At 69.2% G+C, this 19,748-nt stretch carries 17 protein-coding genes; all 17 read right to left on the reverse strand.

The annotated features are described in order from the left end of the window. Position 1: 1 nt before the first annotated feature. On the reverse strand, positions 2-523 hold the full coding sequence (locus BW39_RS20480; protein ID WP_043824131.1) for a TadE family protein: 522 nt from the start codon (positions 521-523) through the stop codon (positions 2-4). Between the two features lie 113 nt (positions 524-636). Further along, a complete protein-coding gene (locus tag BW39_RS20485; RefSeq protein ID WP_043823916.1) occupies positions 637-1,152 on the reverse strand; it encodes a TadE/TadG family type IV pilus assembly protein in 516 nt (171 codons plus the stop codon). A 33-nt stretch (positions 1,153-1,185) separates the two neighbouring features. Continuing rightward, a complete protein-coding gene (locus BW39_RS20490) occupies positions 1,186-1,626 on the reverse strand; it encodes a DUF3613 domain-containing protein (protein ID WP_043823917.1) in 441 nt (146 codons plus the stop codon). A gap of 10 nt (positions 1,627-1,636) precedes the next feature. After that, complete coding sequence (locus BW39_RS20495; RefSeq protein WP_043823918.1) at positions 1,637-2,662, reverse strand: tetratricopeptide repeat protein; 1,026 nt, start codon at positions 2,660-2,662, stop codon at positions 1,637-1,639. A gap of 2 nt (positions 2,663-2,664) precedes the next feature. Beyond that, positions 2,665-3,669 carry a type II secretion system F family protein gene (locus BW39_RS20500; RefSeq protein WP_043823919.1) on the reverse strand — a complete coding sequence of 335 codons (1,005 nt, stop codon included), beginning with the start codon at positions 3,667-3,669 and terminating at the stop codon, positions 2,665-2,667. 84 nt (positions 3,670-3,753) lie between these two features. Continuing rightward, positions 3,754-4,716 (reverse strand): type II secretion system F family protein, encoded by a 963-nt coding sequence (locus tag BW39_RS20505; RefSeq protein WP_013803755.1) that lies wholly within the window; start codon positions 4,714-4,716, stop codon positions 3,754-3,756. Next, a complete protein-coding gene (locus BW39_RS20510; protein ID WP_012203993.1) occupies positions 4,713-6,035 on the reverse strand; it encodes a CpaF family protein in 1,323 nt (440 codons plus the stop codon). The genes BW39_RS20505 and BW39_RS20510 overlap by 4 nt, the downstream gene beginning before the upstream one ends. Positions 6,036-6,042: 7 nt before the next feature. After that, entirely contained in the window at positions 6,043-7,548 is a 1,506-nt protein-coding gene (locus tag BW39_RS20515) for an AAA family ATPase (protein WP_043823920.1), read from the reverse strand. Positions 7,549-7,552: 4 nt separating this feature from the next. After that, positions 7,553-9,052, reverse strand: a complete 1,500-nt coding sequence (locus BW39_RS20520) for a type II and III secretion system protein family protein (protein WP_043823921.1) — start codon at positions 9,050-9,052, stop codon at positions 7,553-7,555. A 25-nt stretch (positions 9,053-9,077) separates the two neighbouring features. Beyond that, positions 9,078-10,124, reverse strand: coding sequence for a Flp pilus assembly protein CpaB (cpaB, locus tag BW39_RS20525; protein WP_043823922.1), 1,047 nt, complete (start codon positions 10,122-10,124; stop codon positions 9,078-9,080). A gap of 192 nt (positions 10,125-10,316) precedes the next feature. Then, positions 10,317-10,886, reverse strand: coding sequence for an A24 family peptidase (locus BW39_RS20530; RefSeq protein WP_081816268.1), 570 nt, complete (start codon positions 10,884-10,886; stop codon positions 10,317-10,319). A 2-nt stretch (positions 10,887-10,888) separates the two neighbouring features. Next, a complete protein-coding gene (locus BW39_RS20535) occupies positions 10,889-11,065 on the reverse strand; it encodes a Flp family type IVb pilin (protein ID WP_013803750.1) in 177 nt (58 codons plus the stop codon). A 92-nt stretch (positions 11,066-11,157) separates the two neighbouring features. Next, a complete protein-coding gene (locus BW39_RS20540; RefSeq protein ID WP_013803749.1) occupies positions 11,158-11,334 on the reverse strand; it encodes a Flp family type IVb pilin in 177 nt (58 codons plus the stop codon). Positions 11,335-11,439: 105 nt separating this feature from the next. Beyond that, complete coding sequence (locus tag BW39_RS20545) at positions 11,440-13,176, reverse strand: TolC family protein (protein ID WP_043823923.1); 1,737 nt, start codon at positions 13,174-13,176, stop codon at positions 11,440-11,442. Beyond that, positions 13,176-14,552: an HlyD family type I secretion periplasmic adaptor subunit gene (locus BW39_RS20550; RefSeq protein ID WP_043823924.1), complete on the reverse strand. Its 1,377-nt coding sequence runs from the start codon at positions 14,550-14,552 to the stop codon at positions 13,176-13,178. The genes BW39_RS20545 and BW39_RS20550 overlap by 1 nt, the downstream gene beginning before the upstream one ends. Beyond that, a complete protein-coding gene (locus tag BW39_RS20555; protein WP_043823925.1) occupies positions 14,549-16,411 on the reverse strand; it encodes a peptidase domain-containing ABC transporter in 1,863 nt (620 codons plus the stop codon). Before BW39_RS20555 ends, BW39_RS20550 begins: the two co-directional genes overlap by 4 nt. 99 nt (positions 16,412-16,510) lie before the next feature. Further along, positions 16,511-19,726: a Mur ligase gene (locus BW39_RS20560; RefSeq protein WP_235264254.1), complete on the reverse strand. Its 3,216-nt coding sequence runs from the start codon at positions 19,724-19,726 to the stop codon at positions 16,511-16,513. Between the last annotated feature and the right edge of the window lie 22 nt (positions 19,727-19,748).

The raw sequence follows: 19,748 nt of genomic DNA on the forward strand, positions 1-19,748 counted from the left end.
TCTAGCTGCCGGGCGCAAGCCTGATCAGGCTGCGGGACTCCAGGCGCGTGGGTTCGCCCAAGGTCTGGCTGCCCACCTGCAGGCCCTGGCCCAGCACGGGGGGAAGCATGTACACCACGCTCAGCGTGGCCTGGGAAGTGCCCCAGTCGATCTGTATCTGGGTGGGCGCCGTGCCCGCCGGAATGCCGCTGGCCGCCAGGCTCTGGTTCACCACATCGCTGGTGGCCTGCAGGATGTTGGCGCGTTCGGCCGGCTTGGCCGGGTTGTAGCCCGCCATCCCGCCAAACGCCAGATGCTGGACCATGCGCGCACCATCGCCCGTGGCACGCGCCAGCGACTGCTGGGCCTGCAGCACGCGCCAGTACACGAACATGCCCATCAGCAGCATCACCATCACCCCGGCGATCAGCGCGAACTCCACCGCCGCCACGCCGCGCTGCCGCCGCGCAGCAGAGGTGTCCTGAACTGTCTTCTCGCGGCAAGTTGCAGTGCGGGACGATGCATAGGGCGCCGTCTCACGCACGGCATGCCCCAACCCAGGGACACCGAGCAAGGGCCTAAGCCGGCCGCGCCGCCCCGCAGCGAGGGTGTCGTCCCCCTTCAAGGGGGAAGCGGCGCAGCCGCTCAGGGGGTGCTTCATATACCCCCCCTGTCCACCATGATGTTGGCGCTGGCCGTCAACGTGGTGGGCATGACCAGGCCGAAGCCCGGCAGGGCGGGCGCTATCGGGCTGGTTCCATAAGGGATGGTGAAGCCCACGCGCACCATGCAGCGTTCGGCAACCAGCACGCCGCAGGTCAGCGTGGCCGAGCACAGTTCGCTGTTCTGCAGCCTGCAGATGCGAACGTCGATGCTGCCAGCCGTGGGCCGAAGGTCGGCGGGCAGCCAGTCGAGCCGCTGCTGCACCAGGCTGCGGGCCGCGTCCAGGCGGGCGCTGCGGCTGGTCTGGTAGCGCAGCGTGGCCCGCGCGGCGTCTTCGGCGGCGGCCTGCATGGATTCGCGCACCAGGAACGCCAGCCCGTAGCTGATGCAGGCATACAGCAGGGCAAAGAACACCGGGAAGATGATGGCCCACTCCAGCGCATACACCCCCCGCTGCCGCAGGCTGGCAGATCGGTGGGAGCGGTGAGCGCGGGGTTGGCGCCGGGTCATGGTCGTTCCTGCAAGCCGTGGCCGGGGCCGGCCTCAGTTCTTGCCGCCGGCTTCGACGCCGGTCTTGTACAGGGCGGGGATTTCCGTCTCGAAGCTCTTGAGGTAGCGCGCATAGCTGCGCCGCGCCTGCTCGCCCGCGATGGGGCGCGCACGCTGGCCCGGCTGGCTGTGCTGCATTCCCAGCAGCCGCAGGGTGCCCCCGCCGATGTCGATCTCGCGCCGGGGCAGGTACATCACGGTTCCATCGGGGTTGGTGTAGAGCGTGTAGCCGACCAGGATGGAGTCGGTGGAGGGCTCGGCGAACACATGCGGCCGTGCATCCACCTGCTCGGGCGGGCTCTGCACTTCGCCGAAGGCCTGGGCATGCAGCGCGGCCGTGGGAAGCAGGGCCAGGCCGGCGGCCAGCAGCCAGGGGGCCAGAGCGTTGGCGACTGCAGTGCGGCGCGGTGGGTCCATGCGGTGTGTGTCTGGCATGTCGTGCTCCTCAAAGTGGCGAGGCCGGTGCTGCGCCTGCGGCGCCGGGCGGCTCGGAAAGAAGAATGCGCCGGGTGATGCCGGCCGGCAGGGTCTCGGGCAGGGCCTCGGTGGCGCGTGCTTCGGGGCGGGTGCCCAGGGTTGGCACAGGGGGTAGTGCAGGGGGCAGCACAGAAGGCAGCACAGGGGCGCTGGACACAGCGGCACCGGCACCGACCTCGGCGGGCAGGCTGTCGCCGCGCAGGCGCACGGCATCGCGCACGCTGGTCAGCTGTGCCTGCAGGGTCTGCAGCGAGGTCTGGTCGATCATGGGCAGGGCGCCCTTTGCCTGGGGCTGGGCCAGCTGGCGCAGCAGCTGCGACGCCTGGGCCTGGTTGCCGCTGGCCAGCCAGAACAGCGCCATGTTCAGCTGCACCCGCGCGTTGGCCGGGGCGAGTTGCGAGGCCTGCATGATGGGCATCTGCGCGGCGGCCAGCCGGCCGTCGAGCATGTGGGCGTAGGCCAGGTCACTGAGCACGTTGGCGTCGATGGGGTTGAGCTGGCGCGCCTTGTCCAGCTGCTCCACGGCCTGGCCATACTGGCCCTGGCTTGCGTACAGCAGGCCCAGGCCGCGCCGCGCCCGCGCCGTGGTGGCGCCCTGCAGCAGCGCCAGGTAGGCCTGGCGGGCCTGCTCGACCTGGCCGGTGTTGCGCAGCGCGTCGGCCCGCATCAGGCGCGACTCCGGGTTCACGCCGTACTGCTGCTCGAAGGCTTCGGTGTGCGCCAGCGAGGCATACCACTGGCCCGCCTGCTGCATCTGCGTGATCAGGTCCAGATAGGTCTGGGCGTTGTCCACCTGGGTGGCCTGCTGGGCGTTCTGCAATTGCTGCTGGGCCTGGGCGGCGGTTTCCTGCTGCGCGGAAGGGGCGCCGTAGCCCTGCGGTCCCTTGCTGGCGCAGCCGGCCAGGGCAAAGGCCAGAGTCGCCAGGGCTGCCAGGGTTGCAAGGGGTGCCGGCGCTGGCGTCCGCCCTGCGCGGGTGTTTTCCTGGTGTCGCATGCCTAGCGTCCTCCCATGGTGGTCAATGCCCTGATCACGGCCAGGAAGCCGGGGCCCGCCGTGATGACGAGCAGGGCGGGCAGCAGCGTGAGGACCATGACGCCCGTCATCTTGACGGTGATGGAACCTATCTTTTCCTTGAAGCTGGCCTGGCGCTTTTCGCGCAGCCGGATGCTGAATTCCCGCAGCGGCTCCTGCACGGCACCGCCATGCTTGTCCACCTGCACCAGCAGGTTGACGATGGCGCTCATGTCGTCGTCGGCGCTCATGTTGACCATGCGCTGGAAGGATTGCTCGCGCGTGCGCCCGGTGTTGTAGAGCTGGTTGGCCAGGGCCAGTTCTCCGCTGATGACGCGCAGCACGCTTTTGAATTCCGAGGCCAGGATCTGCAGGCTCTGGTCCACGCTCAGGCCCACGCCCTGCAGCAGCCGCAGCAGGTCGACGAACAGCGGCAGTTCCTCGACCACCTGCTCGCGCCGGCCCTTGGCCCGCGAGCGCAGAAACCATTTGGGAAGCATGAGCCCCAGGCTCACCCCGAGAAAGCCGTAGATCAGCGCCGCGTTCTCGCCGGGGCGCAGCACACCCAGCGCCAGCAGGGGCAGGACGACGCACAGCACCATGCGGCTGGCCACATAGGCCATGCTGCCGTTGCGCGTGCCCACGCCGGCCTGGTCCAGCAGCTTGCGGTCCTCATCGGCCAGCAAGGCCTTGGCCACGCCCCATTGCAGCCAGGCCGGGGGCGGGAGGTTGGCGGCCACCGCCTGTGGCGAATCGGAGGAGCGCACGTTGATGGACAGCGGGTTGAGCAGCTGCGCGTCGTTGGCCTGCAGGGCGCTCTTCGTGGCGGCCTTCGGGGTCGATGCGGTATCTCGCGCCTGCAATATCTTGGCGACCTGGCTGGAGGCGCGGGCAGAGCGCCACAGCTTCCACACCAGGGCGCAGGCCCACAGCACCAGTCCCAGCGCGCCCAGGCTGATGCTGGCGATCCACAGTTGCTGCGTGGTCATCGGTGGCTCCTTCCGCAGACGGATGGGTGGGGCTGTACCTGTACCTGTGCCTGTGCCTGTGCCTGTGCCTGTGCTGTCATGGGTTCACCTCAGCTTGGCCAGCCGGTAGAGAAGAAAGGCGCCCAGGGCCTCCAGGGCGGCGGCGACCAGGACCATGGTCTGGCCGCTGTCGTCGTTCCACATGCGCATGAAGTAGCCGCGGTTGATCACCATGATCAGCGCCCCCACCACCAGGGGCAGCAGGGCCAGCACCCAGGCCGACATGCGGATCTCGGAGGACAGCGCATGCAGCTCGCGCTCGGCGGACTGGCGGTCGCGGATGTAGGCCGAGACACGCTCCAGCACCAGGTCGGCGCGGCCGCCATAGCGCACGCTCATGCGGAACACGGCGGCCAGCAGGCCGAATTCGGGCAGGCGCCAGTTGCGCTCCAGCTGGCCCATGGCCTGCCCCAGGTCGGGCGATGCGCTGAGCATGGCCGCCGCCTGCTGCAGCGCGTCGCCCAGCGGATCGGGGACGTTGTTCAGCGCCATCTGGAAGGCCGCGTGCGGCGAGTTGCCGATGGAGATCAGGCGGACCATGTTGTCCAGGAAGCCGGGCAGTTGCTGCAGCAGTCTTTCGCGGCGCTTGGCCTGCCGCCGCCAGATGCCGAAGGCCAGCACCACGGCATACAGCACGGCCACCACCAGCCCCGCGGCAGCACCTGCCTGGCTGGTCGCCAGCAAGGCCAGCACCAGGCCGGTGATGGCGAACAGGGCCAGGGTGTTGGACGAGATTCCCCAGGACTGGACGCCCAGCCGCTGGGCCAGCCACTGCACGGCAGCGGGTGAGGGCGCGGGCTGCGCCGCGGGGGCGCGGAACGCGGGCTCGGCCATGGGCGGCGAGGGCGAGATCACCTCCCGGTGGCCGTCCACGCTGCGCTTCATGTGCAGGTTGATCGACTGCTCATGCTCCTTGCGGCGCCCGCGCATGATCACCCACAGCGCCAGTGCCAGCAGCAGGCAGGCCAGCGCGCCGAGGATGAGGACGGCGGGTGCCAGGCCTGTCATCGCACGCCTCCGTGGCCGGTCTGCTGCTGCATGCGCCACCAGCTCAGCAGCTTGGGCGAGTGCGGCGAGATGCCCAGCGACACCCACTGGTCGATCTCCTGCCCGTCAGGGCCCACCTGGGGCTCGTAGCGGTACAGCTCCTGCATGGAGATCATGTTGTCCGTCATGCCCGTGACCTCGGTCAGCGACAGCAGGCGGCGGCGGCCGTTGGACAGGCGGCCGATCTGCACGATGAAGTCCACGGCATTGGCGATCTGGCGGCGCAGGCTGACCTCGCTGCCCTGAAAGCCCGCGAAGCCGGCCAGCATTTCGGCGCGGTACAGGCATTCGCGCGGCGAGCTGGCGTGGATGGTGCCCATGGAGCCGTCGTGGCCGGTGTTCATGGCCTGCAGTAGCTCCAGCACCTCGCCGCCGCGCACCTCGCCGACGATGATGCGGTCGGGCCGCATGCGCAGGCTGTTGCGCAGCAGGTCGCGGATGCTGACGTGGCCCGAGCCGTCAAAGCCGCCGGGGCGGCTTTCCAGCCGTACCACGTGGTTGTGGTTGAGGGCCAGCTCGGCCGTGTCCTCGATGGAGACGATGCGCTCGCTGCCCGGGATGAAGCTGGCCAGCGCATTGAGCAGGGATGTCTTGCCCGAGCTGGTGCCGCCGCTGACCAGGATGTTGCAGCGCGCCTGCACGGCCATCTCCAGGATGCGGCAGATGTCCTGGTTGAAGGTGCCCAGCTGCACCAGTTCGGGCGGTGTCAGCGGGTCCTTGCGGAACTTGCGGATGGAGACCGAGGGACCGTCGATGGACAGCGGCTCGATGATGACGTTGATGCGCCCGCCATCGGGCAGGCGGGCATCGACCATGGGGCTGGACTCGTCCAGGCGCCGGCCCAGCGGCGCCAGGATGCGGCGCACGATGCGCAGCACATGCTCGTCGTCCTTGAAGTGCAGCGTCTCGCGCTGCAGCACGCCGCCGCGCGAGACGTAGATGTTGCCGTGGCCGTTGATGAGGATGTCCTCGACCAGCGGGTCTTCCAGCAGCGGCTGCAGCGGCCCCAGTCCCGTGAGCTCGCGCGTGAGGGCGCGCGCCACCTGCAGCGCCTCCTGCTCGTTGACGGGCACGGAGTGCAGGCGGATGAAGCTGTCCAGCTCCATCAGCACGAACTGCGCGATGGCGGCCTGCGACCAACGGCCGAACTCGGCACCCAGCTCCTCGATGCGGCTGAGCAAATGCTCGTGCGTGCGGTTCTTCAGGTCGAGGAACAGCGCGCTTCGCTCGAACTCGCTGGCCTGGGCGTCGGCCAGATGGGAATAAGCCGTGGTCGTCATGGTGCGTTCAGCTTCTTGTTCGGTGGAAGAAACGGTTCAGGCCCCGGGCGGGCGCGGCCTGATCGCCCGCATGGGCCTGGTGGTGGGTGGTGATCAGCAAGGTGGCGAGCTTGTCCACGGCCTGCACATAGGGCTCGCGCTGCAGCCGGCTGGGCAGCAGCTGGCCCTGGTTGACGGCCTGGACCAGTTCGCGCCGGCGCTCGGGAATGGTGGCCAGCAGCGGCAACTGCAGTTGCCTGGCGATCTGCGGGGCCTCCAGCTCCAGCTGGCTGTCGTGCCGGCTGACGATGAGCTGCACGCGCTCGCGATCGACCTTTTGCTCGTCGAGCTGGCGCAGCAGCTCGGTGGTGGAGACCACGCTGGCCACGCTCTGGTCGCAGACCACCCAGATCTGGCTGGCGCGCAGCGCCACGCGCATGGCCAGCTGCGTGGGCACGACGGCCCCCAGGTCGGCCACGATGTGGCGGAAGTACTGGCGCAGGCGCAGCAGCAGCGCGTCGGCATCGGCATAGGAGACGTCGCGCAGGCGGGCGGGCTGGCGCGGCAGCGTGAGCAGGCGCAGGCCGCTTTCATGGCGGGCCAGTCCCGTCGATGCCAGGCGCCGGTCGAAGCGGCGCAGGTTGTTGACGGCCTCGATGAAGTCGAAGTCGCCCAGCGTGCCCAGGTACAGCCCGCAGTCGCCGCTGGGAAAGCCCAGGTCGATGAGCAGGCCGTCCAGCGTCTCGTTGCTGATCTCGCGGGGCGTGGCGTCCTTGCCCGGCACGGCCGTCGTGCCATGCAGGCGCTTTTGCAGGTACCAGGCCAGGTGCGATGCCATGAGGCTGCTGCCCAGGCCGGCGCGGGCCGACATGATGGCGGTCAGCGGCGCGTTGGGCATGCCCGAGGCCGAGGGGGGCACGCGCTTGATCAGATCGATCACCGTCTGGTGCGCGGCCTGCACGGGGCCGTCCACGTCGAGGAAGTCCTGCACCCCGGCGCGCAGCGCGGCCAGCATGCACTGCGGGTACTTGGTGCGGCCCACGGCCAGGCAGGGCAGGTGAGGGTGGGAGATGTGCAGCTGGGAGGCCAGGTGGGCCGCCTCGTCGGTGGACAGCGGGTCGAAATGCACGAGCACGGCATGCGGCATGTAGCGCTGCACCTGCTCGGTGACGTTGTCCTGGAACCGCGCCACATGCAGCCGTGCGCCGTCCAGCATGTGCTGCAGCCAGGCCTGGGCCAGCGAGCTTTCGGGGGTGCCTGCGTGGATGAAGAGCAGCTCCACCTGCAGGTCGTTGTCGAGCGGCTGCGGCGTCGGGCGGGGCGCGGCGGGCGCGGGCATCCTGTCCAGTGGTGATTTGTCCTGTGCAAGCGGTGACTTGTCCTGCGCGAGCGCATCGGTGCCGGGCTGCGGCTTGCCGGCCAGCGAGGCCGAGGAACGCAGCCCCAGCAGGGTCTCCAGCGAGGTGGGTGAGCCGATGGCCGGCGAGCCTGTGGCGTCCACAGACGAATCGGTTGCGGTGGGCTTGCTTGTCATGTCGTCAGTACGAGAAGCCGGGTACGGCGGTCTGGGTGCTCATTCCGCCGGCGAGGTAGGGCAGCCAGACCTTGCCGGCGTTGCGCTGCTCGGATTGCGCACCGGGCAGCAGGGCTTCGAGATTGGTGCTGGCGGGAAGCGGGTGGACCAGGCGCGGGGTGACGATGATCACCAGCTCGGACTCTTCCTGCGTGTAGTTGAGGTTCTTGAAGAAGGTGCCCAGGATGGGCAGATCGCCCAGCACCGGCACCTTGCTGACGTTGGAGGTGGTGGCACGGCTGACCAGCCCGCCGATGACGAAGCTCTCGCCATCGGCCAGCTCCACCGAGGTGTCGGCGCGGCGCGTGCGGATGGCGGGCACGGTGACGCCGCTGATGGTCACGCCGCTGTTGAAGTCCAGGTCGCTGGCCTCGGGCGAGACCTTCAGGGCGATGCGATCGTCCGACAGGATGGTGGGCGTCAGCTGCAGCTTGATGCCGAATTCCTTGTACTGGATGGCGATGTTGCCGTCGCGCGCGGGCACCGGGATCGGCAGCTCGCCGCCGGCCAGGAAGCTGGCGTTCTGGCCGGTCTGTGCCAGCAGGGTGGGCCGGGCCAGCACGCGCGCCATGCCATTGCCTTCGAGGATGCTCAGCTGCGTGACGATGCCGGCGCCGCTGAAGGCCTTGCCGAAGGTCATCACCAGGCTCATGGCGCTGGCAATGGCCGACGAGGTGTTGTTGGACACGCCGCCCGAGCCCGTGCCTCCCGTGCCGCCCGAGCCGGTATTGCCCGTTCCCGTTCCTGTCCCCGTGCCGTTGGTATTGGTGCTGATGCTGCCCACCACGCCGGGGCTGAAGCTGCCGAAGCTGAAGCCCTGGTTGTTGCGCCCGCCGCTGTAGATGTTGACGCCGATGCGCTTCATCGCGGATTTCTTGAACTCCACCACCTGCACGTCCACCTGGACGGTGTTGCTCTTGACGTCGATCTGCGAGTTGTCCACCAGCAGCGTCTGGGCGGGCGCGTACTGGCGCAGTTCGGCCACGGCCTGGGCATGTTCTGGAACCGAGGTCAGGCGCTTTTCCAGCAGCAGGTGCTGGCCGCGGACCTGGACCTCCCAGCGCTGGGGCGCGCCACCTTTCTGGGGCCACACCACCAACGTGGTGCTGCCCTGGGCCTTGGGCGTGAGCAGCAGCTCGGTGCCGCCGGAGCCGGAGCCGGCACTGGCGCCGGAGCCCGGCGTGGCGCGCAGCAGTTTCACGTCCAGCACATTGGGGTCGCCCACGGCGATGCGGCCCGGAGTGCTGGCCAGCGGCATCAGGTGCTGGCGTCCGGCCACCAGCTGCAGGGAATCGCCAGAGGGCATGTCCCCGGCGCCGGGGTTGTGCATGCCTTGGACGGCAGCGGTGTCCGCAGGCGCCGACACCGCTGGCGGCAATGCCAGCAAGGCCATGCTGCCGCACAGCGTCCAGACCGCGCGCTGCAGCGGGGTTGCTCCGGCCGTCGAGATGTTCTTGCACTTCATGGCATCTCCCTCTTGTTGTGTGTTTTCAGTAGTTCACCATCTGCACCGCGGCTCCGTTGTGCAGCTCCACGGTGCGTTCGCGCGGGGCCCGCTGCGGCGGCGGCCGCACGGCGGGTGCGAAGGCCGTCATGGGCTGGGCGGCAGGCTTGCGGATGTTTTTGGCGTCGGCGCCGGTGGCCAGGTCCTGCATGCGCAGGCCGGCGAAGGCGCGGTCTGCACCCTCCAGTGCCTGGTCTTTCCGGAGGCGGCCCGCCACCGGCTGCAGTGCGCTGGGCAGGGCGGCGAAGAGCTTGGGATCGGGCACGGACAGGTCGTCCGGGTTGCGCAGCGCCAGGGTGAGCTGGCCGAATTTCTCGGCCAGCGTGAGGCGCTCCACATCGTCCAGCGGCACGGCGAGCACGGCCGATTGCACGTTCTCAGGGCGCTGGCCCGTCTGATCCGCAGCGCTGGCGCGGCGCAGCGACGAGCCTGCCGATTCCTTGTCCTGCTGCGCCTGGCGCTGGACGGCCGGCATGGGTGGGCGTTCCACGCTGCCGGAGCCGTAGGCGAGCACGCGGCTGCGCGCCAGCAGCAGCCGGGTCTGCGCGTCCACGGGGGCCTGGTCGGACTTGCCGTCCAGCGTGAAGTAGACATCCACGAAGTCGCCGGGGCGCACATGGTGGCCCGCGGCCATCTGCTCCCGGATGGCGATCGCCAGGGCGCGCTGTCCCGGCTCCAGCTGCAGGGCCAGGCCGCTGAGCAGTTGCTGCTCGAACAGCGGGGTGCCCGGGGTGAGCGCCATCAGCGTGGTGCGGCCCAGTACATCGTCGGTCGCGGCAAAGCTGCCGGGTACGGGGGCGGGCAACTGGGCCAGCTTCACATCCTCGCTGCCGATGCGCTGGCCTGCGGCAATGGCCTGGGCCACGACCACGACGGCATGCTGCGGCACGGGCTCGGGGGCCGGCTGCGCCGAGGCGGCCGGTGAGGGCTGGGCCACGGGGCGTGCGGGCTGGCTGCCCAGCAGCCAGGCAAGGCCTGCGAGCACGATGGCCAGCCCCACCAGCAGTCCGGCAAGAATCTTGGTGAGGTTCATGGCTGGGGCTCCTGGTGCAAGTGGGTGGCGACGGTGTTCAGGCATGGGGGCTGCCCTGGCGCTTTCCTGCCATGGCGCAGAGGGTCCGCCAGGGCAGGAAAGCGTCCGGATAGCGCACGGCGGCGGCTTGCGGCGGGGCCGGGCCGTGGGGTGCGTGGCGAGGGGAAAGCGATCTGCATGGGCATCTCCCGTTCAGGCAGGCGGCTGGCTGTGGCGCCAGGCCAGGGCGATGGCCGCAATGGCCATGTAGCCGGCATAGGGAATGGAGCGCTGGGGCTGGCGCGGTCCATCGGTGGCGCCTGCGGGCTGAGACGCAGCGCCCAGCGGTGCCAGGCGGGCCGCCCAGGCCAGGGGCAGCCGGGCCTGCAGCCACAGGCCGGTGGGGCTGTGGCTCAGGTGGCGCAATGACAGCACCAGAAGGCCGTGCAGGCCGGCCAGCAGGCTGCCGCCGGTCCAGATCAGCAGCAGGTCGAAGCTCAGCCCGAACCACAGCCCTGCGACCGCGCCGAACTTGACGTCGCCCGCTCCCATCCAGCGCAGTGCATAGAAAGGAAGCAGCACGACAAACCCCGCCAGCAGTCCGGCCAGCGCGTTCCAGGCCGAGACCTGGAACGGCTGCGCCCCACTGGCCAGCGCCGCCGCGCCTGTGGCCAGGCCGAGCAGCACCATCCAGTTGCGCACGCGCCGAATGCGCAGATCCATGACCGCAATCGTTGCGAGCCATGTGATGCAGACGCACAGCCATAGCGAGGCCCACTCCATCTTCAGGGGGCAAGTCCGTTGAGCTTGGTGGCAAGCCGGCTGAACAGTCCGTTCAGATCGGTACCCAGCGCGGTGGCGCCCACGACGATGCCCACGGCAATCAGGCCGGCAATCAGCCCGTATTCGATGGCGGTGGCGCCTTCCTCGTCTTTCCAGAAGTTCTTGATCATTTCGGTCATGGCATGGTCCTTTCGGTTTGCAAAATGCCTTGGCGCCGGGGGGCGGAGGCAAGCCCCGCCCGAGCCCGGCCAGATCGCGCCGGAGCCGGCGCTCAGGGAACGAAGCCGGTGAGCTTGGTGGCGATCCGGGTGAACAGCCCATTCAGATTGGTGCCGAGCGCGGTGGCGCCCACCACGATCCCCACGGCGATGAGGCCGGCGATCAAGCCGTACTCGATGGCGGTGGCGCCTTCTTCGTCTTTCCAGAAGTTCTTGATGATGTCGGTCATGGCATCGTCCTTTCGGTTGCAAAAGCCCATCGTTGTCGATGGCGGCGGCTGGCGATGGGCAGAAGCCGGCCGCTGCACGGGAAACCTCACTTGCCGCTTCTCACTTCACCACTGCTGTCGCGAGGCGGTGGTTGGAAAAGCGTCTGAAACGGGGCGCAACTGCTGCTCAAGGCGCAGCTGTATTCGTTGGGGCATGGCGCTGGCGGACAGGGTGGCCACGGCAGCGTCCTGGGGTTCGGGGCGGATGCGCGAGGGCGCAGGGCCGGGCGCGTTCCCGGGCTCGTCCATGGGGGCAGTGCCTGGCGCACCACCACCTGCCGGAATCGGTTTTTGCGGGGTGAACAGCGCGTTCAGCCATTGATCGGGCGGGTCCTGGGGCAGGAGGCGGCCGGTGGTGCGTGCCAGGCGCAGTTCGTTGATGCGCTGGTCGTAGATGGCGTCGGCCTCGTCCAGCAGCAGGCGCTGCATGTCCAGCTGGGCGTCCAGCACCTGGGCCAGGCTGCCGCGCCCGACTTCGAGCAGGCGGCGGCGCCCCTCGAAGGCGGCGCGCGCCTCGCGCACGGCGTCGGCCAGCTGGCTTTCGCGCTGGCGGCCGGACTGGGTGCGTCCCCAGGCGGCGGAGGCGGTTTCGCGCACCTGGCGGCGCACGGTTTCCTGCTGCGCTTCCTGGGCCTGCAGTTCGTTGATGGCCTTGAGGATGCGGTCGCGCAGCTCGAAGCCGTTGCCGAAGTTCCAGCTCAGCTCCACGCCGTAGCGCGTGCCCTCGGCATAGAGCACGCCGCTGGGGTCGCGCGTGTGGGCCACCACGGCGGCCAGCGTGGGAAAGCGCTGGGACTTGCTGCGGTCCACTTCGGCGCGGGCCTTCTCGATCTGCTGCTCCATCTCCTGCAGCTCGGGGCTGACGGTTTCGGAGGCCTGCAGGGCCGAGTCCTCGTTCGCCGGCATCCATTGCACGGGCACGTTGAGCTGGGGCAGCCAGCCGGGCTGGGGCGTGAAGCCGAAGTAGCGCGTGAATCGGGCCTGCGCATCCATGCGCTGCGACTCCAGCGCGTGCTGCTGTGCCAGGGCGCCGGCCTGGCGCGAGGCGGCCTGGCGCAGGTCGTTGCGGCCCACGGCGCCCAGTTCGGCGCGGCGCTCCTCGATGCGCGCGAGCTGGCCGATGATGCGCGCCGACTCGGCCGCCACGCGCGCCTTGTCCTCGAAGCGGTGCAGCTCCAGCAGGGCGGTCAGCGCCTCCAGCAGCACGTTCTGGCGCGTGCCGTAGAGCACGCTGCCCTGGGCCGCTTCCTGCGATTCGGCCGAGCGGATGCCCGCGCCGATGGCGCCGCCGTCCAGCAGGGCCATGCGCACTTCGGCGTTGACGGCGGTGTAGGACTCGCGGCCCCGGCGCAGCTTGGCATCGCCCGTGTTGGTGCCGACCTTGAAGGTGGGCCAGCGCGCGCCGCGCGCGGTGTTCACGTCATGCCCGGCCGATTCCAGCGCGGCGCGCGCCTTGCGCACGTCGGGGTATTCGTCGATCAGGGCGTAGAGGGCATCGAGCAGGCGGCGCTGCCCGCCGTCGCTGGCCAGCGTGCCGGGCGTGAGGTGCTGGGCCAGGCGCAGGACCACGGGGTCCGGTGCGGCTGCGGCCGTGTTTGCGGATGTGGATGCGGGTGCGGGTGCGGCTGCGGCAACCATGCCGATGTCCGTATCAAGGTCCCTGTCCGCCGCAGCCACGGGCGCGGCAGCGGCCTGCAGCGCCTGCAGTGCGGACAGGCAGCAGGCAGCGGCCAGCAGCTGGCGCAGCCGGGTGTGGCAGCGGGCGTGCCAGCCCATGGAAGGGGAGGTCGGGCGGCCTGGCATCAGGGCTCCCGGAAGGCTTCGCTCTGGATGCGCAGCACGGGCCGCAGCAAATACCAGATAAAGGGTTCGTGGCCCAGCAGCAGGTCGAGTTCGGCCTGCATGCCGGTGGTGATGCGGTTGTCGGTGCGGCCCACCCAGGGCTGCTCCAGGCTGGCCTGGATGCGGAAGTACGAGGGCGAGTCGGCCAGGTTGGGATCGCGGTCGGCATCGGCCGCCACCAGGGTGACCTGGCCGGGCACCGAGCCGTAGCGCAGGAAGTCGTAGGCCGAGATCTTCACCCGGGTGGCCTGGCCGGGGTGCACATAGCCACGGTCGGCGGGGCTCAGGCGCGCCTCGACGATGACTTCGTCCTTGTCCGGAACGATTTCGAGGATGGGCTCGCCGGGCTTGACCACCCAGCCTGCGCCCGAGCTGCGCAGGCCCTTGACGAAGCCGCTGGTGGGCGCCAGCACGGCCGTGCGCGTGCGCTGGGTGCGGGCGCGGACCAGGTCTTCGTTGAGGCTGGCCAGCTCGCGTTCGGTCTGGGCCAGCTCGTCGGAGGCGCGGCGGCGGAAGGCGCCCTGGGTCTCCTGCAGCTTGGCCTGGGCCTGCTCGATCTTGGCGCGGTTGCTGAAAAGCGTCTGGCGCGAGGCAGCCAGCTCGGCCCGCACCTGCTCCAGCGCCCGCTGCTTGTCCAGCACTTCCAGCTGGCCTATCAGCTGCTCGGAGGCGAGCTGGCCGGCAATGGAGGCCTCCTGCTGGTGCAGGCGCAGATTGGTCTCCAGCCCCTCGATGCGCGCCTGCACCTGGGCCACGTCGCCGCGCGCCTGCTGCAGCTGGGCCTGGGCTGCGGCAAGGCTGCCCTGGTGCTCCAGCGCGCGCGCCGAGAAGGCGCCCAGTTCGGCCTGGACCACCTGCGCGTCCAGGTCGGCGGGGAAGGCGGTGCGCTGCAGCGGCCGGCCCTGGCTTTCCGCGCCCAGACGCGCCTTGACGGCCTGGGCCGTGGCCATGCGGGCGGTGAGCTGTTCGAGGTTGAGGCTGTTGCTGCCCAGGTCGATTTCCAGCAGCGGCTGGCCCTGGGTCACGGCCTGGCCTTCGCGCACATGGACGGCGGTGACGATGCCGCCTTCCAGATGCTGCACGGTCTGCACGCGGTCGGAAGGGATGACCTGGCCGCTGGCGACCACCACGTTCTCCACCGGATAGAACAGGCCGGTGACCACCAGGGCGGCGACGGGGATGACGAGCAGCCACTTGCCCCGCGCCAGGGCGGTTCGGCCAGGGGTGGGGGGCGTTGCGCCGGACGCGTCCGCAGGCGGCTGGCCGTGCACGGCCGCCTGCGCTTCGCTCGACTGGCGCAGCACCAGGGGGAGGTCGTCGTAGCGCCCGGCCCTCATGAGGCAAGCTCCTGCGCCACGGCGGGGTGATCGGCATGCGGGGCCGGGTCGGCCGGCGTTGCGGGGGCTGCGGACGCTGCGGGTGCTGCGGGGGCCGCAGGCTCGCGCGCCGTGCCGAACAGCTGGGGCAGCAGCAGCTGGGGCGAGCCATGCTCGATGCCGCCGTCGCCGCGCACGTGGTAGAGATGCTGGGCCATGGAGGCCACGCGCAGCGAGTGCGTGACGACGATGACCGTGTGCTTGAGCGCAATCTGCCGCAGCGTCTGCAGCAGCGCGGTTTCGCTCTCGAAGTCCAGGTCGTTGCTGGGCTCGTCCAGGATCAGCACCGAGGGGTTGCGCAGGAACAGCTGGGCCAGGGCCAGCTTGCGCAGCTCGCCGGCCGACAGGCCCGCGCCGCCTTCGCCCAGCACGGTCTGGTAGCCCTGGGGCAGGCGGCTGATGAAGCCGTGCGCGCCCGAGATCTGGCAGGCGGTGACGATCTTGTGGTCGTCGGCATCGGGGTTGACCATGCGCAGCCCGTCCACGATGGGGCCGCTGAACCAGTACACCTGCTGGGCCAGGCAGCCTATCCAGCGGCCCAGCTCGGCGCGCGGGAACTGGGCCATGTCGTATTCATCGATGAAGATGCGCCCCTGCGTGGGCTGGTAGAGGCCGGCCAGCAGCTTGGCCAGGGTGGACTTGCCGGCGCCGTTGCGCCCCACGATGGCGTGCAGCCCGCCGGGGCCGATCTCCAGCGATGCCTGCTCCAGCGCCACATGGCCGCCCGGGTAGTGGAAGCTTGCCTGGTCCAGGCGCAGCCGGCCCTGGGGCCGGGGCAGGTCCACGGTGTCGGTCATGGCCTCGACGGGTTCCTCCAGCACGGCCTGCAGGCGTCGTGCGGCCTCGTTGGCATGGGCCAGCGAGCGCCAGTTGCTGGCCAGTTGCGAGATGGGGCCCAGCGCCTTGCCCGACAGCAGGTTCACGGCCATCAGGCTGCCGATGCTCATCCACTGCGCATTGATGGCAATGGCGCCCACGGTGATCACGGCAATGGAGAACAGCGTCAGCAGCACGGTGCTGGCCTCGCGTGCGTTTTCCATCTCGCCGTTCTTGCCAAAGCTCTCGGCCAGCCAGCGGTCATAGCCGCTTTGCCAGTTCTGGCGTGCGGCGGCGTCGTAGCCCAGCACCTTGAGCGTGGCGCGGGCATTGCAGATCTCGGCCGTGCCCCGGTCCAACATGCGGGCCTGGGCGATTTCCTCCACGCGGCCGCTGCGCACCTCGTCGGCCCACCACCAGGCCAGCACGCCCATGATGAGCATGGCCACCAGAATCACCGGCAGCACGGGCCAGGCAATGATGCCGATGACCACCAGGGCCAGCAGGGCCATGGGCAGGTCCAGCAGCGAGGTCGCCAGGCCCCCGGACATGCCCGAGCGCATGGCGCTCACGTCGCGGAACAGCTGCAGCCACTGGCTGGAGGAGCGCTGCTCCAGCGCGGCCAGCGGGTGGCGCAGCATGGAGTGCATCAGCGCCTGGGACACGTCGCGGTCGATCATGGCGCCGGCTTCGCGCAGGGCGCGGGCGCGCCTGCGCCGCAGCCACCATTCCACACCCAGGAAGAACAGCACGCCCGCCACCATGGCCGTGAGGGTGGCGGTGCCGCCACGCGCAATGACGCGGTTGTAGACCTGCAGCAGGAAGATGGACGGCAGCAGGCCCAGCAGACTGATGGGCAGCGACAGCCAGCCAGCCCGGCGCAGCTGGTGCGCAGCCCGGTCGAAGGACTCGGCGATGGCAGATGCAAAAGCCCCCACCGTCTCCGTTCCCGACGGCATCGCCGTGGCCTTGGCCAACTGACGGGGAAGAAGGTATCGGATCATGTTCTGATGGGCTTAGTAAGCATCTTTACAAAATGTAAAGGTACTCGTTTCACAAACACTGTAGCGAGTTATATACAGCCCTCTATAAGTTTTATTCAATCAAGAATGCATGTTCATTTGTTTTTGATGTGGATCAAAGCAGGGAGCCTGAATAGACGCTATTAAATGGCCCCCGTGGCCACTGAAACTATCCCGTATGGCATCGGCCGCCAGGGCAAGATTGGTCGTGGCGCGGCCGGCCAACAAAACCGTATCGCCTTTATGGGTTGTTCTCAGCAGCGAGCAAATCAGCTGATTCAGATCGTCATACCAATTGACGTGCAAAAGATCGCCCAAGGCTGCCGCCAGCGGCCTGAGCGGCTCCCCGTACAGCAGCACGCGCCGGGCCTGGGCATCCCGCACCAGCGGCTCCAGGGCCAGCTGCGCAGCGTCTATGCTGGCCTGGCCGGGCTGTATGCCCGCCAGCACGATCAGCCTTCTGCTCACATGGGGAGCGACCGACTGCAGCTGGGAAAATGCAGCCGTCATGGACAGTAAGTGGTTGCTCAGGCTGTGGTCCAGCAGGCAGATTCCACTGGGCAGGAGCTGCGGCTGCCCGGCTCCGATCATGGGCTGCCAATGGGCCAGTGAGGCCTGCACCTGTGCGGGCGCATAGCCCAATGCATGCAGGGCCGCCAGGGCCGCCTGCGCATTGAGTGCCATGTGGTGGCCGTCGGATTGCAGGGAAATGCCCAGGCGCAGGCTGCCCATGCCTATTTGAAGATTTCCATTGTGAAACCCCATTTCACGGACCTGTGCATTGCAATGGGGGCCAAACGTGATCAGGCGCAGTCCCATGCGCCTAGCATGCTCAATAACACTGGGGTTTCCACCTATGTCCTGATCGGTCACCAGCGCACTGCCTTTGTGCATGAGCTGCATGGCTTCAAGCACTTCCTGCAATGCTTCGTATTTTCTTTCACCGGACAGACCGGCCTGTCCGGAGGGCTCGGACTCCCCTGAATGGGGGGTGTTATTTATTGAAAGATTAGTAATAACCAGAATATCTGGGTCAATCAGCGGCAGGTCGCCACGCAGTGCCTGCAATGGCAGCTCCAGCAGGGCGCAGGGCGAGGCCTCGCTCCAATTGATCATCTGCAGCGCCGTGCCCTGGGACAGCAGGGCATCGCCACGCGCGTCTCCCCCGTCCTGCAGGCACTGGCGCATCATGCCCAGGGTGGAGGTCTTGCCCACGCAGCCGCTGACGGCGACCACGGGCGACTGGATGCGGCGGCGGGCCGCCTGCGCCAGATTGCGCAGGCCCTCTTCCATATCAGGCACATGCAGCACCGGCACGCCGTGGTCCAGCAGGCCCTGCGGGCTGCTGCTGATCAGCGCCGAGGCGCGCAGCGTGGGCAGGGCCGCAGCCTGCACGCCCAGGGCCATGCCCGCACGCCGCACCAGCACGGCGGCGCCGGGCTGGTGGTGCAGGCGGCTGGCGTCCAATCCCGCGCAGCCGGTGCCGCTATCAGTGCTGGGATCTGTGCCGGGCTCTGTCGTGGCATCCAGCCAGCACCCGTTCATCAGTTCAGCCAGGGAAGCTCTGTCCCAGGACATGGACGGGTACATGGAGCCCGCTGTGGGCGGAAAAGCCGGCTGGCCCGCAGCCTCATCGGCCCGCGACGCGAGGGAGAGTGATGGCGAGGGCGGGGAAGCTTTGGCGAGGCTGTCACCCGCGCTCAAGCCATGGCCTGCCTGCGCAGGCAGTGCGTCTTCCCCGGATTCGGCAGCGGCATGGCTGGTGGCCGCGCGCAGTGCCTGGGTCAGAGCGTCCAGCAGTTCCAGGCCTGCCAGGCTGGATGCCAGCAGCCAGGCGATTTCGCGCGGGGACTGCAGGACCTGGCGCAGGCTGCCATCGGCAAAGGCTGCATGGCGGCGCCGGGCGGGTGGCAGGTACAGCGCCTGCTCAGGCCAGATGGCGCGCTGGGCCATGCCTTGCAGATGGCGCTGCAGGCTGATCTGCCATTGGCGCAGCAGGTCGGTGGGCTGCGGCTCCAGGCCTGCGTCGAGCTGCAGGCTCTCGACCAGGGCAATGCCTATCCAGCGTGCACAAAGGGCGCCTGCCTTGTCGACACTTTCGCCATCGTCGCGATTGCCGTCATTGCCGTCATTGCCGTCATTGCCGCCATCCATGCCCAGCAGCTGCGGCAGCGCGGCCTGCAGGAAGGCGGCAGGCAGGGCCGCCGTGTCGGGCAGGGCGCTGCGCGCCGCGCGCAGCGTGGGGCTGTCGCTGGTGGGGGGGCGCGAGCTTGCGTAGACATGCATGGCCAGCTCGGCCCAGGTCAGCATGGGCTGGCCGGAGCGGGGTGTGCCGGCTTCAGCGGCATTGGCGGCAGCGGAGGCAGCCTTGGTGGTGCTGGCCGAAGCGGCAGCCATGGACAGCAGGCTTTCCGCCAGCGGATCCATCAGCGCCGGAATGCGGGCGCGGGCCTGGCTGTCGGCTCCCTGCCCCAGGACAAAGCTGTTGCGCAGGTGGCGGGCCAGCACCAGCATGGCCAGCGCGCTGGGCATGCAGTCGCCGGGCAATGGCTGCAGCCGTTGCTCCACATGGTCCACGGCCAGCGCAATGGCCTGCGCCAGCGCGGCGCTGCCCGCATGGCGCTGGGCCTGCAGCAGGGCGTAGGTCACGCCCAGGTGGTCGCAGACATCCCCGCAACCGGGCCAGCTTCCGTCCGTGCCCTGCTGCGCCAGAAGTTGCTGCAGCGCAGCGTGCACGGGCACGAGGTGGGGCCAAAGGCGCTGCTCGGGCGGGTCGGTGCGCGGCACGGCCAGGGCGGGCTGCTCCCCGCTGATATAGATGCCGCGCAGGTGCAGCAGCAGGCAGGGCGGGTGCAGGGGCCGTTGGGCGCTGCCTGTTTCACTGCCCAGCGGGTGCGGATCTGGCAGCAGGGGCTGCAGCAGCTGCGCACGCTCCAGGCTGGCATCTGCCAGGGCCAGGGAGCGCATGGGCGCCTGGGTCCAGGCGCTGCAGTCCGGCAGCGGACTGTCCGCCTTCAGGGGCGTGATGTCCTGCGCCCAGTCGATGCGCAGATCGACCTCGTCACGCTTGCGGGCCCAGGCCCATTGGCGCACGCGTGTCGCACCCTCGCGCCAGGCAGCCTCCAGCGTGGTGGCGCGCACATGGAAGACGGAGGCAACCTTGTTCTCGGCCGACACCGTGAAGAAAAGAATGCAGCCGGGGTAGGGTTCGGGCAGCAGCACCATGTGCCGTGCCAGGTACTCCAGGCCATTTGCCAATTGCTGCGACAACATGCTCTCGGCCTCGGTCAGGGTCATTGGGAGGCTGCTCTTCCCGTGG

This window comes from Delftia sp. RIT313 (assembly GCF_000632165.1).
Classification (GTDB): Bacteria; Pseudomonadota; Gammaproteobacteria; order Burkholderiales; family Burkholderiaceae_C; genus Comamonas; species Comamonas acidovorans.

Excerpts from the sequence above, each read along its gene's own strand:
- BW39_RS20545 (WP_043823923.1), bottom strand. The coding sequence starts at position 13,176 with ATGCCAGGCCGCCCGACCTCCCCTTCCATGGGCTGGCACGCCCGCTGC.
- BW39_RS20540 (WP_013803749.1), bottom strand. The coding sequence starts at position 11,334 with ATGACCGACATCATCAAGAACTTCTGGAAAGACGAAGAAGGCGCCACC.
- BW39_RS20550 (WP_043823924.1), bottom strand. The coding sequence starts at position 14,552 with ATGAGGGCCGGGCGCTACGACGACCTCCCCCTGGTGCTGCGCCAGTCG.
- BW39_RS20515 (WP_043823920.1), bottom strand. The coding sequence starts at position 7,548 with ATGACAAGCAAGCCCACCGCAACCGATTCGTCTGTGGACGCCACAGGC.
- BW39_RS20510 (WP_012203993.1), bottom strand. The coding sequence starts at position 6,035 with ATGACGACCACGGCTTATTCCCATCTGGCCGACGCCCAGGCCAGCGAG.
- BW39_RS20495 (WP_043823918.1), bottom strand. The coding sequence starts at position 2,662 with ATGCGACACCAGGAAAACACCCGCGCAGGGCGGACGCCAGCGCCGGCA.
- BW39_RS20555 (WP_043823925.1), bottom strand. The coding sequence starts at position 16,411 with ATGATCCGATACCTTCTTCCCCGTCAGTTGGCCAAGGCCACGGCGATG.
- BW39_RS20560 (WP_235264254.1), bottom strand. The coding sequence starts at position 19,726 with ATGACCCTGACCGAGGCCGAGAGCATGTTGTCGCAGCAATTGGCAAAT.
- BW39_RS20485 (WP_043823916.1), bottom strand. The coding sequence starts at position 1,152 with ATGACCCGGCGCCAACCCCGCGCTCACCGCTCCCACCGATCTGCCAGC.
- BW39_RS20520 (WP_043823921.1), bottom strand. The coding sequence starts at position 9,052 with ATGAAGTGCAAGAACATCTCGACGGCCGGAGCAACCCCGCTGCAGCGC.
- BW39_RS20535 (WP_013803750.1), bottom strand. The coding sequence starts at position 11,065 with ATGACCGAAATGATCAAGAACTTCTGGAAAGACGAGGAAGGCGCCACC.
- BW39_RS20505 (WP_013803755.1), bottom strand. The coding sequence starts at position 4,716 with ATGACAGGCCTGGCACCCGCCGTCCTCATCCTCGGCGCGCTGGCCTGC.
- BW39_RS20530 (WP_081816268.1), bottom strand. The coding sequence starts at position 10,886 with ATGGAGTGGGCCTCGCTATGGCTGTGCGTCTGCATCACATGGCTCGCA.
- cpaB (WP_043823922.1), bottom strand. The coding sequence starts at position 10,124 with ATGAACCTCACCAAGATTCTTGCCGGACTGCTGGTGGGGCTGGCCATC.
- BW39_RS20500 (WP_043823919.1), bottom strand. The coding sequence starts at position 3,669 with ATGACCACGCAGCAACTGTGGATCGCCAGCATCAGCCTGGGCGCGCTG.
- BW39_RS20490 (WP_043823917.1), bottom strand. The coding sequence starts at position 1,626 with ATGCCAGACACACACCGCATGGACCCACCGCGCCGCACTGCAGTCGCC.